The organism is Tepidibacter sp. (genome assembly GCF_025210165.1).
In the GTDB taxonomy this organism is placed as follows: Bacteria; Bacillota; Clostridia; order Peptostreptococcales; family Peptostreptococcaceae; genus Tepidibacter_A.
On sequence record NZ_JAOASI010000076.1, the window covers coordinates 16,911 to 31,860 of the forward strand.

The window sequence follows — 14,950 nt, forward strand, 5'->3', positions numbered from 1 at the left end:
ATTTATAGATAAAGCTCTAAATACTTAGACACTGATAAATCAAACTTATTTTAATTCTCATGAACAATTAGGTATTTAATATTATATTTTAAAAGGAGGAAAATATGATTATTAATAACGACATAAGTTTTGAAGAATTTGTAAGTATTGTAGATCAAGCATATGATGAGATTCTTATATATGATAATAATTATAATATTGTATATATTAATAAAGCATGTGAGAGACACTATGGAATATCTCAAGAGGATATGATAAATTTTAGTTTTTATGATTTTTCAGATGAATACTGGTCTACATCGGTACTTCCGTATGTTTATAGAACTAAAAAAGCAGTGCAACAAAAACAAGAAACAGTTTTAGGGGCAAAGTTACTTACTATTGCAGTACCAATCTTTGATGAGAATAATGAAGTTAAGTATGTTGTTATGAGTGTTAGAGATGATACACTAGATGAAACGACTCAAACTCATAAGTTATTAGAAGATGTTATTCCAACAAATATGAAAAATGTTGAAAAAAGAGTTATTTTTAATAGTGAAAAAATGAAAAAACTTATAGGCTTAGTAAATGAAATTACAAATTTAGATTGCCCTATTTTAATAACAGGAGAGTCAGGAGTAGGAAAGACCTTAATAGGAAAATATATTCATGAGAATAGTGAAAGAAAAGAGAAGCCTTTTGTTCATATCAACTGTGCAGCCATTAGTAATACATTGTTTGAATCAGAACTTTACGGATATGAAAAAGGGAGTTTTACAGGTGCTAGGTCTAATGGAAAAAAGGGACTAGCAACACAAGCTCATGGAGGTACATTATTTTTAGATGAAATATCTGAGATACCGTATGAGATGCAGGCTAAATTATTACAATTTATTCAGGAAAAAAAGTTTTATCCTGTAGGAAGTCTAAAACCTGTAGAGGTTGATGTAAGGATAATTACTGCAACTAATAGAAATCTTGAGCAAATGGTTGAAATGGGAACCTTTAGACAAGACTTATATTATAGATTAAATGTATTTGAAATAGACATACCATCTATAAGAGATAGAAAAGAAGATATATTATTAATCTGTGATTATTTCTTGAATATATATTGTCATAAATATAATAAGACACATAGATTATCTAAAGAAGTAAAAGAAATTTTTATGAATTATTCATGGAAAGGCAATGTAAGAGAAATTTCACATATAATAGAGAGACTTGTAGTAGTTACTAAAGAAGTAGTTATAAAGCCTATAAATTTACCAAAGCATTTATATGAACTCACAGTAAACTCTAAACATAATAATGGCATAGACGAATTAATCAAGGAAGGTCAGACTTTGAAAGAAATTTTAGAAAATTATGAAGGTGAAATTATAAAAAAAATATATAATGAATGTAAATCTACACGAAAACTTGGAGAAAAATTAGGTATAAGTCAAACTAAAGCCTCGAAACTATATAGAAAATATGTAAAAAACGAGTTCGATTAAACTCATAGAGTTTGATTGAACTCGTTTTTGTATATTCTAAATTTATAGTATTTTCAGTAATTGGAGTTTAAAAAAATGAGTTAAAATGAACTCGATATATATATATAAATATAGATTAAAAAAGATGAAAAGGTAGTTAAAAACAGCTATTCATATTTTGGCATAATAATTGCTTAATATATAAGTGTCGACATTAAAATCTATTAAAATGAAGGAGGAAAACGTTTTATGAAAATAACAGATATAGAAGTGATATGTTTAAGAGTTCCTAAAATTGGAACAAGATGTGTATGGGGAGAAGATGCAGTTATTGTAAAGGTGCATACAGATGAAGGTATAGTTGGTATAGGAGAAACGGATTCATCACCTTTAGTTGTTAAAAGTATTATAGAAACACCTAATTCAAATTTAGCATGTTTTGGATTAAAAGAGATTTTAATAGGAGAGAATCCTTTAGATATTGAGAGATTATGGAACAAAATGTATAACATGTCTAATTACTTAGGAAGAAGAGGTGCTGGAATTCATGCAATTAGTGCCATAGATATTGCACTTTGGGATATTGCAGGAAAATATCATAATGTACCAGTATATGAGTTGTTGGGTGGAAAGTATAGAGATAAGATAAGAGCTTATGGGACTTTTATTCCGGCTGATACACCTGGTGAAAATAAAAAAATAGTAAAAGATTTAATAAATAAAGGGTTTACTAGCTTAAAGTTCGGAGGAGGAATTTTAGGAGATGACCCTGATACTGATTATGAAATAATAAAAGCTGTTAGAGAAGAAGCAGGCGAAGAATTTGAATTACAAATTGATTTAGCCGCTAAATGGAAAACACCAGAACATACTCTTTATATGGCAGAAAGACTTAAAGATTTAAATTTAAATTGGATTGAAGAGCCTATAGGATCAGATGATTTAATAGGATATAAAAATTTAGTGAATTCTATAAAACCTATGATTGCTGGTGGAGAAACATTAACTACAACTCATGAGTTCATTCAATTTTTAGAAATAGGAGAACCGGATTTAGTTCAGCCAGATGTAACTAGATGCGGAGGTATAACTGAATCTATGAAGATATATGAACTTTCTAAACAATATGGAGTAAAATTAGTTCCTCATGGCTTTAGTACAGGAATATTAATAGCTGCTACAGTACATTTCTTAGCAGCATGTGAGACTACAGATTTAATAGAGTATTCTCAAAGCACTAGTCCACTTTTTAAAGATTTGGTAAAAAATAAAATACCTTTTAAAGATGGTTTTGTTAAAGTTCCTAATGGACCTGGTTTAGGAATAGAACTTGACGAAGAAGTTATAAATAAATATAGAATATTCTAGAAATAAAAATAAACTTTATACAGGAGGAATGTTTAATGAATATTGAAAAAAAACGTGTAAAATACGATAAGCTATTGATATCTATTAGTATGGCTCTAGTTTTAATCATAGTTGCTTTTTTAGCACTTAAGCCAGAGGCATCACAAAATGTTGCTAGTAAGATATTTGGATTATTTACAGATATATTTGGATCAGGAGTATTACTATTTACATTTTTAGGTATATTACTTCTTATAGGAATTACATTGAGTAAATACGGTAGTATAAGGCTCGGAACAGAAAAGCCTGAATACTCAACTTTTAAATGGGTAGCAATGATGATATGCTGTGGACTTGGTGCTGCTACAGTTTATTGGGCCTTTATGGAATGGGCATATTATATTGGAACACCAGGTATAGGAATAGAACCAGGTTCAACTCTTGCTTATGAAATGAGTGTTACTTACACTATGTTTCATTGGGGTGTAAGTGCATGGACATTGTATGCTCTAGCAGCTATACCTGTATGTTATCATTTCTATGTTAGAAAAAATGGTGGACTTAGCTTTAGCTCAGTCGTAAGTTCTATGACAGGAATTAAGGCTGATGGTATTTTAGGAAGAATAATAGACGTTATATTTATATTTACTTGTTTTGGAGGATTAAGTATAACATTAGGAGTTTCAGTTCCTCTAGTTACACAGGTAATTTGTAGTGTTATTGGAATGACACCAACATTTACTATGAATATAATTCTTATAGTTATTATCTCAGTTATTTATTCGTTTAGTTCATATATTGGTATTCAAAAAGGTATGAGTAAGCTAGCTGATTGGAATACAAAACTTGCAATTTTGTTCTGTATTTTAATATTACTTATGGGACCAACTTTATTCATTATGAAAAATTGTGTAAACTCATTTGGATTAATGATACAAAATTTTGTAAGAATGAGCTTATATACAGATCCAGTACAAAATAATGGATTTCCAGAATCTTGGACAATATTCTATTGGTTGTATTGGATTGCGTATGCACCGTTCACGGCTTTATTCATAGCAAAGGTTTCAAAGGGTAGAACAATTCGTTCGGTAATTATAAATACTCTTGTAAGTGGTAGTTGTGGATGCTTTTTCTTCTTTGGGATATTAGGAAGTTTTGCAATGGAAAGACAAGTTTCTTCAGTAATACCTGTAGTGGATATGCTTAGCAATGGACTTGATAAAGAGGCAATTGTTGAGATGTTACAATCATTACCAGGTGGAAATATATTATTGATATTATTTGCGATAATAACAATATTCTTCCTTGCTACAACATTAGATGGAGCAGCATTCACAATGGCATCAACAGCTACTCCAGGACTTAAAAATAATGAAGAACCTCATCCGATACATCGTTTGTTCTGGTGTGCAATGCTTGCTTTAGTTCCTCTTACAATGATTATGATAGGAGCAAACCTAAACACAATTAAAACATGTGCTGTTGCAACAGCAGTACCCCTTGTATTTATAATGATAGTAATGTTGCATGGATGGTTGAAATGGATGATGGAAGATTATGCAAATAAAAATTCTATTGAAATAGCCGAAGAGTTTAAGTTAAAAAAAGATGATTTATAACCCATATTTTGCAACCATAAAATTCCATACAAATAAAACAAGATAATAACTAACAATTGAATAAATCCACCTATTAAATGGAAATATAATAATAATTCCACAAATGAGGAGGTTTTATACATGGATGATATAGCACATAAAGTTAAAATGTATGTAGATGGAGCTCTTCCATTACTTTCTGCGATATTGGATAAAATAAATTTTGTACAAAGAATAGACAATCAAATAAATCAGAACCAAGAAAATCGTATTATCTCAACAGGAAATGCAATAAAATCAATGGGAAAAGAAAAACCTATACACCCACAGGAATTTCAATATTAGAAGCTTTAGAAAATATACAAGTAATAATGTTTTATGATACAGATTTAGGCGTATGGGAAAGAACTTGTAGGCTTAGTGATAATTTAAAAAGATTACTAGTATTGGCAGGGTTTGACGAAAGTATATATACAAATACTTTCAAAGAAATAGCTTAATAAAATAGGGTAAACTAGAAGTAATTAATGGTAAGTTTTACATATAGCTAAATGTGTATACTTAAAATAAAACTTGAGAAAACTATATGATTAATTTCATTTTACTTATTCAACTAAAAAAGATTTATATAATAAATTTATACATTAAACTTTAAGTTTTTAACTCCAAAACTATACAAAAGGTACCAATGAGTATTTTGGATATGTTTGGTAGCGAAATATGGGTTATAATTAAAAGCCTTAGCTTTGCTAAGGCTTATTTTTTTGGTTCTAGACTTTCTCTTAATAAGTTTCCTAAAATATTAAAGCTTAATACCGTTAATAAAATAAACATACCTGGAAAAATACATAAATATGATGCATCTTCAATATATTGCTGTGATTTGCTGAGCATACTTCCCCAAGAAGCACTAGGAGATTTAATACCCATACCTAAAAAGCTTAATGCTGATTCTGTTAAAATAGCACTTGCAATACTTATAGAAGATGCTGTTATTATTGTAGGCATAATATTAGGCATAATATGCTTGATAATTATTTTTCTAGAAGATATTCCTAAGGTTTTTGCATATAATACATATTCTTGCTTTTTTACACTAAGTGTTTGAGCACGAACTAATCTAGCTGTTTGCATCCATCCTAAGCAGCCTATTACAAAGATTATAGTTGATATACCAGGTTTTAGATAGGCGTTTAAAACTAGTATAACAAAGAAACTAGGGATACAAGTTAATATATCAACAATACGCATTAAAATAGAATCTAAATTTCCTTCGTAATATCCACATATAGAACCAATAAAAGAGCCTATTGATGTAGATATAATCATAGAAAGAAAACCGACACTAAGAGAAATTCGTCCTCCATATAATATTCTTGTAAAATAATCTCTACCCATAATATCAGTACCAAAGAAATGTGATAGATTAGGGGGTTGTAATCTATTAGCCATGTCTATTCCATTAGAGTCATATGGAGATAAAAAAGCAAATATAGATAAAATAGAGAATAAACAAACTGTTAATATTGATATTTTTCCTAATTTAGAACTTTTGATTTCATTTTTTAATTTTAAAAATAAATAATTGCTCAAATAAATCACCTCATATTCGAAATTCTAGGGTCTATTATAGAATATAGTATATCTGCAAGTAGATTCCCAACTATTAAAAGTATAGAAGTGAGCATAGTAATTGACATAATTACAGGATAATCATAATTGAATATAGCATTTACACCAAGTCTACCCATACCAGGCCATGCAAAAACAGTTTCGGTTACAAAAGCACCAGTAAGAAGACTAGGAAGATTCATACAAAAAATTGTTATGATAGGAAGAAGAATATTTTTTAGAACATATTTCATCATAATAAATTTGTTAGAAAATCCATAAGCATATGCTGTTCTTACATAGTTCTGCTTAAGCTCGGATATTGTGCTAGAGCGTATGTACCTTGTATAAATAGAAATATTATAAAAACTTAATACAGTACAAGGCATAATCATGTGTTGAAAAATATCCAACAATGAGTTTTCTTTTCCGACTGTATGCATACCAACGCTTGGTAAGAGATGAAGTTTTAATGAAAATATGTATATTAAAATTATTCCAAACCAAAAGCTAGGAATAGAAATACCTATAAAGGAAACTGTACTTATTATATTATCTATTAATGTATTTTTCTTAAATCCTGTAAATAATCCTATAGGAATAGATAAAATAAGAGAAATTAATAAAGACGTTCCCATAAGAGATAATGTTGCAGGAATTCTTTCTATAAGTATTGTAGATACAGGACGAAAGTCTATTAAGGAGAATCCTAAATCACCTTTTAAAACATTTTTAATCCACTTCATATATTGAATGTGAATTGGGGCGTTTAAACCAAGTCTTTCTTTTATTATTTGAATTTGCTCTGCATTCATTTTGGGTGTTATATAAGCAGCAGAAGGATCACCAGGAGCCATTTGCATAAGACAAAACGAAATAATTGAAATAATTATAAGCATTGGAATTGACTGAATAGTTCGCTTGAATATATATTTAACCATAATAAATATCATCCTTTAACATTATAAATTTAAATAATAAAAAGCGGCATTGCCGCTTTTTATCTACTTTGATATATATATTTTTGATAAATCATCAAACATATGAATTGGAGCTGGTTTTGCATCTTCTAATCCTTCAAACTTAGGATTTACGACTACAATAGCATATCCATATGATATTGGGAATATAGGAGCATCATCCATTATTTTCTTTTGTATATCCTTATAAATCAATTCTCTTTTAGAAGAATCTATTTCTGTAGCAGCATTATCCCATAATTTATCAATTTCAGGATTGCTATATTTTAATAAATTATTAGGGCTATCTGTTTTAAATACTTGAGCATAATCAGAAGGATCTTTACCATAAATGTATCCGTTTAAAGCTAAATCAAATACATCATTTGTATCAGGGCTATATAGTGCATTAAAGAAAGCTCCAGCATCCATTGGTTTTAATTCAACTTCAATACCAACGTCATTCAAATATTTTTGAATTAATAGACCTTCAGTATCATTTTTTCCAATAAAAGCTAAATTGAATTTAATATTTTTCAATCCACTATTTTTTATTAATTCTTTTGATTTTTCAGGATTATAAGCATAATCATTAACTTCATCATTTAAATATAAAGCTTTTTCAGCTAAAAACGTTTTTGCTGGATGAGCATATTCAGTAGAAATATATCGAGCTTTTAACAATTCAAGTCTATCAATAGCATAACATATAGCTTGTCTAATTTCTTTGTTCTTTAAAGCTTCATTATTTTGATTCATGAAGATGTATCCAACTCTATCTTCATCAAATGCAAGAATCTTAGCACCATCTTTTTTAAATGTATCAACATCTTCTGGATAAATATATTTCACATCAATCTCTTTATTCTTAAAGGCTGCTGTAGATGTATTTGAATCAGGTAAAACTCTGTAAATAATTTTTTCTAAATGAGGCTGTCCTTTAAAGTAGTCATCAAAGCGAGTTAATGTAATACTTTCACCAGATTTTCTAGAGTCCCATTTATAAGGACCAGATCCGATAGGAGTTTGATTTACATCACTTGTTTGTATATTTTCAATTCCTCCATATATATGCTTAGGGAATATTCTTAAATCTCCTATTTTTCCTAAAAAAGATATGTCAACTTCAGGTAAAGTTAATTTAACTGTTAAATCATCTACTTTCTCAAATTTAACTGGACCAGATGAAGTAACAAAATTGTCTCTACTAAGACTTGCTTGTTTTTCATCTAATATAGTTTCTAATGAAAATATAATATCATCAGAAGTTATTTTTTTATCATCATGCCATTTTAAGTTATCTTTAAGTTTTAAAGTATATTCTAAATAATCATCACTTCTTTCAACCTTTTCAGCTAGATTATATTCAATATTTTCGCCGTTAACATCAAATAAAGTTGAAAAAATATTGTTTATAAGTGTTAATGTAGTTCTATCATCACCGTATAAAGGATGTATTACTCTAGAGTCATCTCTAACACCAATTACCATTGTATTGTTTTCTGTAGATTCTTGGTTAGTTGAATCAGTATTAGCATCTGCATTGTCTTTAGTACTACCACAACCAACGGAAGTAATTATTATTAACATGCATAAAAGTAAAGCTAAAAGTTTTTTTCTGAACATAATATTCCTCCTATTAATAAATTTAATAACAAAAATACAAAAAATGTATTATAATGTGAAATTATATCATAAAAGCATTTTATATATAAAAAAATATATTATGATAAAAAAAAACAATAAGGTATAGAGTTTTCATTGAAAAAATCTATACATAAAACAATGGATTTTTATTGGGTGAAAATCTATAATATTAAGTAATTTTGAATACTACACAATAAAGTATAGAGGTGAACTAATGTCAGAACAATTATTAAAAATTAGAGATTTAGAAACTTCATTTTTTACTAAAGAAGGAGAAATTAAAGCGGTAAGAAAAGTAAACTTTAGTTTAAATGAAGGAGAAATTATTGGCATAGTAGGAGAATCTGGAAGCGGTAAAAGTGTTACTTCAATGTCAATAATGAGATTAATAAAAGAGCCAGGTAAGATTAAGAGTGGAGATATTATTTTTAAAGGAAAGAGTCTTTTAGAAAAGTCTAATAAAGAGATTATGAATATAAGAGGAAATGATATTGCTATGATATTTCAAGATCCTATGACATCGTTAAATCCTGTATATACTATTGGGGAACAAATGATTGATGTTTTGAGAAAACATAAAAAATTAAACAAAAAACTTGCTAGGAAAAAATCGATTGAAATGTTGTCCTTAGTTGGTATACCATCTCCTGAAAAGAGAATTGATTGTTATTCACATGAATTTAGTGGTGGTATGAGGCAAAGAGCTATGATAGCTATGGCATTAAGTTGTGAGCCAGATTTATTAATAGCAGATGAACCAACTACAGCATTGGATGTGACTATTCAAGCTCAAATACTAGACCTTATGAGGAATTTAAATAGAAAAACTAATACATCAATAATTCTTATTACACATGATTTAGGAATTGTAGCTGAGTTATGTTCTAAAGTTATAGTTATGTATGGAGGAATGATTATGGAAGAAGGAAGTACAAGGGATATTTTTTATAATCCAAAACATCCATATACAAAAAGTCTTTTAAAATCAATACCTAGATTAGAACAAGGCAAAAATCAGAAATTAATACCTATAAAAGGAGTACCATTCAATTTGTTAAATCCTCACGATGGATGTCCTTTTTCTGATAGGTGTTCATATTCAGAAAAAATATGTACTGAAAAATGTCCATCTTACAAAAACATACATGAAAATCACAAGGTAATGTGCTGGAAAGCATAAAAAGGAGAGAATAATATGAGTAGTGAGCCTTTAATAGAAGTTAAAAATCTAAAAAAGTATTTTTGGGTTAAGAATAATGTACTTGGTAAAGTAAAGCAGCACCTTAAAGCAGTTGATGATATAAGTTTTCATATTAACAAAGGAGAAACTTTTGGTTTGGTAGGGGAATCAGGATGTGGGAAATCAACAACAGGAAGAACAATAATGAGATTATATGATCCCACTGATGGAGAAATATATTTTGATGGTACAGAAATAGGCAAATTAAATGAGAAAAAGCTGAAGCCATTCAGAAAAAGAATGCAGATAATACTTCAAGATCCTTTTGCATCATTAAATCCACATATGCCTATTAAAGAGATTATCAGTGAACCTTTAAGCACTTTTAAAAATATTGGACTAAAGGAAAAGGATGAATTAGTATATGATATTTTACATAAGGTTGGATTAAATAAAAGCCAAGCTAATAGATATCCACATGAGTTTAGTGGAGGTCAAAGACAGCGTGTTGGAATAGCTAGAGCCTTAGTGGTTAAACCAGAATTTGTTTTATGTGATGAGCCTATTTCAGCATTAGATGTATCTATACAAGCACAAATTATAAATATGCTAGAAGAATTTCAAGATGAGTTTGGGCTTACATACTTATTTATAGCTCATGATTTATCAATGGTTAGACATATTTCTGATAGAATAGGAGTTATGTATTTGGGTGAAATAGTTGAAATAGCTACAAGTGATGAACTATATACTAATCCTCTTCATCCATATACAAAAGCTTTGTTATCTTCAATTCCAATACCTGATCCAGATATAGCTTTATCAAGGGAGAAGTATATAATAACAGGAGATATTCCAAGTCCATTAAATCCACCACCAGGATGTAGATTTAGAACAAGATGTAAATATGTATCAGAAAAATGCTCTAAAACAAAACCTAAAATGAAGGAAGTATCATCAGGTCATGTAGTTAGCTGCCATTTATTTTATTGAAAAAATTACAATTATTAAACATTACCATATTTATTAAAATATTGTGTTTATACACCGATAATTAGATAGAACATTGAATTATAAAAATGACAAAAGGAAGGAGTAAGACAGAATGCATAAAAGAATAGTAACTTTAATTTTAGCAGGAGTACTAATGCTTCCAACTAGTTCTTTTGCTATGGAGAATAATAAACAAGGTTCAACTAATGGAAATGTTAATGTTAAGAAGGTAAGTGCTAGACAAGATACAAAAGAAAAAATGAAAAAAGAAATGCAAGAAAAGTTAAAATACGAATATGAAATGAAAGATAGAATGAAAAAAGAAATGCAAGAAAAGTTAAAATATGAAAATGAAATGAAGGATAAAATGAAAATAGAAGTAAAGAATAGCCTTGAAAAAGAAATAAAAGAAAAAACTAAGCCTGAAATGATTAAAAAAGTAAGAGAAAGAATAAAAACAAGAGAAGAAGTAAAAAAAGAAATAAATGAAAAGATAAAAAAAGAAATGGTTGAAGAAATAAAAAAAGAAATGCAAGAAGAATTAAAGAAAGAAATAAAACAAGAGTTAAGAGAAGAGGAAAAAGAAGCAATTAAAGAAAAAATAAGAAAAAAAATGATTCAAAAAATGAAAGAAGATATGAGAAAAAAGCTAAAACAAGAAGTAAAAAAAGAGAGAAGAGAACAAATAAAAGCTTTAAAAGAAGCAGCTAAAGAAGCTTATGATAAAGAAGAACTTATTAAAATAGAGGAAAGAATTAAGACATTAAAAGAAGAATACCCAAATATGAGAGTTTTACCTGTACAAAATATAATTTCAAAGAAAATGAATTTTAAATTTGATACTCCACCAGTTGTTAAGGAAGGAAGAACTCTACTTCCAGTAAGAGGTATAGCTGAGGGATTAAAAGCTGATATTTCATGGGATGGAGAAACCAATGAAGTTACTATAACAAAAGATGGTAAGAATATAGTATTAAAAATAGATAGTAATGTAGCTATAGTAGATGGAAAAGAAGTTGAACTTGACTCAAAAGCTGAAATAATGAATGGAAGAACTGTTATTCCAGTAAGATTTGTAGCTGAAAATTTAGGTCTTAAAGTTAAATGGGATTCAGAAGAAGAATCAATTGAGATAGAAGAAGAAGGATCTGAAACTATAGATGAGACTATTACTGAAGAAGATATTGAAAAAGAATTAGAAACAGAAATAGAAACTGAAGTAGAAAGTGAAGAAGTAGAGAATAATGAAGTAGAAGCAAATTAATAAGTAAGTTACATTGACAAGAGTGTAAATATAAAAATATTAAAGAGATACCCTATAAGAGTAGATAATAAAAAAGCTTACTCTTATAGGGTATTTTGTATATAATTAAATAATAGATAGTATTAGCAAGAGGATAAATATGGAGGAATTAAATTATGGGAATTTTAAATCGTTTAAATACTATTATAAAAGCGAAGGCTAATAGCTTAATTTCAAAAGCTGAAGACCCAGAGAAAATGCTTAATCAACTGATTATTGATATGACTGATCAATATAATAAAGCAAAGACGCAAGTTGCATCATCGATAGTTTATGAAAAGAAAATAAAGAAAGAATTACAAGAACAAGAAGCTAAATGTGAACAATGGGAAAAAAAAGTAAAAGTAGCTGTACAAAGAGGGGATGATGAAATTGCAATTCAAGCTCTTATTCGAAAGAAAGAATGCGAGAAATTAGCTAAAAAATACAGAAATCAATGGGAATTGCGAAAAAGTGAGATTGATAAAATTAAAGCTAGCTTAAGAGAATTAAGTAATAAAATTGAAGAAATAAAAGATAAAAAAAATCTTTTAGCGGCTAGGATGGAAAGAGCAGAAGCACAAAAGCTTATACAAGAAACAATATCAAGTCTAAATGATAATAGTGTATGCTATATGTTTAATAATATTAATCATAAAGCCGACATAGCTGAAAGTAAAGCTATGGCTCAAGCAGATCTTAATGAAATAAAGGAGAAGGATAAGAAAATAATAGATGAATTGGAAGATTTGAAGAAAAAATTAGATACATAAAAATATTTAATATATAGATATAAGGCTATAGATGTAAATTGGACACCTTTAGCCTTATAATTGAATTGTGCCTAAATAGTATGTACAGTTAATAGCTATCCCAAGCCTTTTGATAATATTGTAGTAGAATAGGGTTGGTTAGAGTATTAATTTCTATTTTTTTTTGAGCGGGTTGTAAGTCTTTAGCAAAGGAAAATAATGATTGAACTATATCTTTATTTAAGTATCGAGTAGGTACTGTAATGTCTATATTTTCTTTTGAAAAGCTATTATTTGACGCAAGTGTAAAACCCCAATCGCCAAAAGAAGGTACATTTAAATGATATCCAGATGTAAAAAAACCTTCTGATTGAACTGTTTTTCTTATACACCAATAGGATTCACTTGCGTAATAAGGGCTAGTAGATTGAATTGCAAGCATTCCGCCTTCGTTTATATGTTGATAGATAAGTCTATAAAAAATATTAGTGTATAGCTTATTTAAAGATTCATTGTTTGGGTCTGGCAAGTCCACAATTATCACATCGAATTTTTGACTAGTATTTTCTAGATATTTAAAAGCATCTTGATTGACAACATGTACTTTATTATTTTTTAAAGAATTGTTATTTAACTTTTTTATAAGAGGATTGGTGCGACAAAAGGAAATAACTTCTGGATCTAAATCAACTAGCACAATATTCTCAACCTCATCGTACTTAAGTATTTCTCTTGCTGCCAGACCATCACCACCTCCTAATATCAATATTTCTTTAGTCTCTTTTGCAAGACTCATTGCAGGATGAATTAGAGCTTCGTGATATCTATATTCATCAAATGAACTAAATTGAATATTACCGTTTAAAAATAATCTCAAATCATCACGATGTTTTGTTACAACCATTTTTTGATATTTTGTCTGCTTACGATATATAATTTTATCTCTATAGATGTTATCTTCAATGAAATTAGAAGCATAATCTCCCATGATAAATCCCATACCTATTAATATAGCAAATAATATGGCAAGGGTTTTCATAATTTTTATATTTTTGATAAAATCTTTGTATTTATAAATAATTAGATTAGCTACAACAATATTTATAAAGCCTATTAGAAAAGCTGTTTTTATTTGACCAAGGTTGGGAAGTAGTATAAGAGGAAAAAACAATGATCCCAATAGAGCACCAATATAGTCAAAACTTAAAACATTAGCAATTGTGATACGTAAATTACTCTGCTTTTCTTCAATAATCCTTGTTATAATAGGGATTTCTAAACCAACTAATATACCAATAATGATAATAGTTGAATACATAACTAAATAATATATTTGGGTAAAAGCATAGGAAGCAAAAAGTATTATTGCAGATAGCCCTCCAAATAGACCTATAGATAATTCAATGGCAACAAAAAAATCAAAAAGGTTATGGCGAAGGCGTTTAGTAGCATAAGATCCAATTCCCATAGCGCTCATAAATAAACCTATTGTAATTGAATACTGCTTAACGCTATCGCCTAATAAATATGAACTGATAGCACCAATAATAAGCTCGTAAACTATCCCACAAATAGCTATTATGAATACTGCAAATAATAGAGGTGAAGCATTTATTTGTTCACAATTGTTATGTTTATTATAATCAGCATTATCGTTCATAAAAGACCTCCAAAATTATATAATAGCAGCACTAACAACAATAGATACGGCTATAAATATACCAGCAACAGATAATCCTGCTGCTAAATTATGATTATCAATTTCATGATTTAAATCAAAAGGTGTAATTATATCAAATACCTTATAGCCTATTGCACAAAAAATCATACCTATTACAAAATAAATAATACTAGAAATAATAGGGTTCATAAAATTAACCTCCTTCTTTATTTTAAGAAATCGCTGCTTTAATTATTATTGCTGTAGCAATAAATATACCAGCAATTACAGCTCCAATAGCAGGATTTTTTTCTTTGATTTCTTCAGCGAAATCGTAGGGAGTTATTAAATCAAAAAATTTATATCCTACAAACATAAGTACTAATGCTAAAACAGCATAAAAAATAGTAGCAACATATTCATTAACTAGTATGTTCATATAACAAACTCCTTTCTAA

15 protein-coding genes are annotated in these 14,950 nt (G+C 28.5%); 9 read left to right on the forward strand and 6 right to left on the reverse strand.

The window, feature by feature from the left end:
- Window positions 1-104: 104 nt before the first annotated feature.
- From N4A48_RS12695 to N4A48_RS12715, 5 genes are all read left to right on the forward strand, one after another.
- Complete coding sequence (locus tag N4A48_RS12695; RefSeq protein WP_293666542.1) at window positions 105-1,481, forward strand: sigma-54 interaction domain-containing protein; 1,377 nt, start codon at window positions 105-107, stop codon at window positions 1,479-1,481.
- A gap of 228 nt (window positions 1,482-1,709) precedes the next feature.
- Window positions 1,710-2,828, forward strand: coding sequence for a mandelate racemase/muconate lactonizing enzyme family protein (locus tag N4A48_RS12700; RefSeq protein WP_293666544.1), 1,119 nt, complete (start codon window positions 1,710-1,712; stop codon window positions 2,826-2,828).
- 35 nt (window positions 2,829-2,863) lie between these two features.
- On the forward strand, window positions 2,864-4,429 hold the full coding sequence (locus N4A48_RS12705; RefSeq protein WP_293666546.1) for a BCCT family transporter: 1,566 nt from the start codon (window positions 2,864-2,866) through the stop codon (window positions 4,427-4,429).
- A gap of 120 nt (window positions 4,430-4,549) precedes the next feature.
- Window positions 4,550-4,753 carry a hypothetical protein gene (locus N4A48_RS12710; RefSeq protein WP_293666548.1) on the forward strand — a complete coding sequence of 68 codons (204 nt, stop codon included), beginning with the start codon at window positions 4,550-4,552 and terminating at the stop codon, window positions 4,751-4,753.
- 26 nt (window positions 4,754-4,779) lie between these two features.
- A complete protein-coding gene (locus N4A48_RS12715; RefSeq protein WP_293666549.1) occupies window positions 4,780-4,908 on the forward strand; it encodes a hypothetical protein in 129 nt (42 codons plus the stop codon).
- Between the two features lie 256 nt (window positions 4,909-5,164).
- Here N4A48_RS12715 and N4A48_RS12720 read toward each other — a convergent pair whose 3' ends face one another.
- The 3 genes from N4A48_RS12720 to N4A48_RS12730 form a co-directional block, all read right to left on the reverse strand.
- On the reverse strand, window positions 5,165-6,001 hold the full coding sequence (locus tag N4A48_RS12720) for an ABC transporter permease (RefSeq protein ID WP_330665131.1): 837 nt from the start codon (window positions 5,999-6,001) through the stop codon (window positions 5,165-5,167).
- Between the two features lie 5 nt (window positions 6,002-6,006).
- Complete coding sequence (locus N4A48_RS12725; RefSeq protein WP_293666550.1) at window positions 6,007-6,960, reverse strand: ABC transporter permease; 954 nt, start codon at window positions 6,958-6,960, stop codon at window positions 6,007-6,009.
- A gap of 63 nt (window positions 6,961-7,023) precedes the next feature.
- Window positions 7,024-8,604 carry an ABC transporter substrate-binding protein gene (locus N4A48_RS12730; RefSeq protein ID WP_293666552.1) on the reverse strand — a complete coding sequence of 527 codons (1,581 nt, stop codon included), beginning with the start codon at window positions 8,602-8,604 and terminating at the stop codon, window positions 7,024-7,026.
- 235 nt (window positions 8,605-8,839) lie between these two features.
- Here N4A48_RS12730 and N4A48_RS12735 point away from each other — a divergent pair, with 235 nt between their 5' ends.
- From N4A48_RS12735 to N4A48_RS12750, 4 genes are all read left to right on the forward strand, one after another.
- Window positions 8,840-9,805: an ABC transporter ATP-binding protein gene (locus N4A48_RS12735; RefSeq protein ID WP_293666554.1), complete on the forward strand. Its 966-nt coding sequence runs from the start codon at window positions 8,840-8,842 to the stop codon at window positions 9,803-9,805.
- Between the two features lie 15 nt (window positions 9,806-9,820).
- Window positions 9,821-10,798: an ABC transporter ATP-binding protein gene (locus tag N4A48_RS12740; RefSeq protein ID WP_293666556.1), complete on the forward strand. Its 978-nt coding sequence runs from the start codon at window positions 9,821-9,823 to the stop codon at window positions 10,796-10,798.
- Between the two features lie 112 nt (window positions 10,799-10,910).
- A complete protein-coding gene (locus tag N4A48_RS12745) occupies window positions 10,911-12,062 on the forward strand; it encodes a copper amine oxidase N-terminal domain-containing protein (RefSeq protein ID WP_293666558.1) in 1,152 nt (383 codons plus the stop codon).
- A gap of 155 nt (window positions 12,063-12,217) precedes the next feature.
- A complete protein-coding gene (locus tag N4A48_RS12750; protein WP_293666560.1) occupies window positions 12,218-12,853 on the forward strand; it encodes a PspA/IM30 family protein in 636 nt (211 codons plus the stop codon).
- A gap of 88 nt (window positions 12,854-12,941) precedes the next feature.
- Here the strand turns inward: N4A48_RS12750 and N4A48_RS12755 are convergent, their stop codons facing one another.
- The 3 genes from N4A48_RS12755 to N4A48_RS12765 are packed head-to-tail and all read right to left on the reverse strand — an operon-like array spanning window position 12,942 to window position 14,931.
- Window positions 12,942-14,492, reverse strand: coding sequence for a polyamine aminopropyltransferase (locus tag N4A48_RS12755; RefSeq protein ID WP_293666561.1), 1,551 nt, complete (start codon window positions 14,490-14,492; stop codon window positions 12,942-12,944).
- A 15-nt stretch (window positions 14,493-14,507) separates the two neighbouring features.
- Window positions 14,508-14,702, reverse strand: a complete 195-nt coding sequence (locus tag N4A48_RS12760) for a DUF350 domain-containing protein (protein WP_293666562.1) — start codon at window positions 14,700-14,702, stop codon at window positions 14,508-14,510.
- Window positions 14,703-14,724: 22 nt separating this feature from the next.
- Window positions 14,725-14,931 (reverse strand): DUF350 domain-containing protein, encoded by a 207-nt coding sequence (locus tag N4A48_RS12765; RefSeq protein WP_293666563.1) that lies wholly within the window; start codon window positions 14,929-14,931, stop codon window positions 14,725-14,727.
- Between the last annotated feature and the right edge of the window lie 19 nt (window positions 14,932-14,950).

Bases quoted from the DNA above. Each gene is read 5' to 3' on its own strand.
- N4A48_RS12695 (WP_293666542.1), top strand. From the start codon at position 105: ATGATTATTAATAACGACATAAGTTTTGAAGAATTTGTAAGTATTGTA.
- N4A48_RS12700 (WP_293666544.1), top strand. From the start codon at position 1,710: ATGAAAATAACAGATATAGAAGTGATATGTTTAAGAGTTCCTAAAATT.
- N4A48_RS12705 (WP_293666546.1), top strand. From the start codon at position 2,864: ATGAATATTGAAAAAAAACGTGTAAAATACGATAAGCTATTGATATCT.
- N4A48_RS12710 (WP_293666548.1), top strand. From the start codon at position 4,550: ATGGATGATATAGCACATAAAGTTAAAATGTATGTAGATGGAGCTCTT.
- N4A48_RS12715 (WP_293666549.1), top strand. From the start codon at position 4,780: ATGTTTTATGATACAGATTTAGGCGTATGGGAAAGAACTTGTAGGCTT.
- N4A48_RS12725 (WP_293666550.1), bottom strand. From the start codon at position 6,960: ATGGTTAAATATATATTCAAGCGAACTATTCAGTCAATTCCAATGCTT.
- N4A48_RS12730 (WP_293666552.1), bottom strand. From the start codon at position 8,604: ATGTTCAGAAAAAAACTTTTAGCTTTACTTTTATGCATGTTAATAATA.
- N4A48_RS12735 (WP_293666554.1), top strand. From the start codon at position 8,840: ATGTCAGAACAATTATTAAAAATTAGAGATTTAGAAACTTCATTTTTT.
- N4A48_RS12740 (WP_293666556.1), top strand. From the start codon at position 9,821: ATGAGTAGTGAGCCTTTAATAGAAGTTAAAAATCTAAAAAAGTATTTT.
- N4A48_RS12745 (WP_293666558.1), top strand. From the start codon at position 10,911: ATGCATAAAAGAATAGTAACTTTAATTTTAGCAGGAGTACTAATGCTT.
- N4A48_RS12750 (WP_293666560.1), top strand. From the start codon at position 12,218: ATGGGAATTTTAAATCGTTTAAATACTATTATAAAAGCGAAGGCTAAT.
- N4A48_RS12755 (WP_293666561.1), bottom strand. From the start codon at position 14,492: ATGAACGATAATGCTGATTATAATAAACATAACAATTGTGAACAAATA.
- N4A48_RS12760 (WP_293666562.1), bottom strand. From the start codon at position 14,702: ATGAACCCTATTATTTCTAGTATTATTTATTTTGTAATAGGTATGATT.
- N4A48_RS12765 (WP_293666563.1), bottom strand. From the start codon at position 14,931: ATGAACATACTAGTTAATGAATATGTTGCTACTATTTTTTATGCTGTT.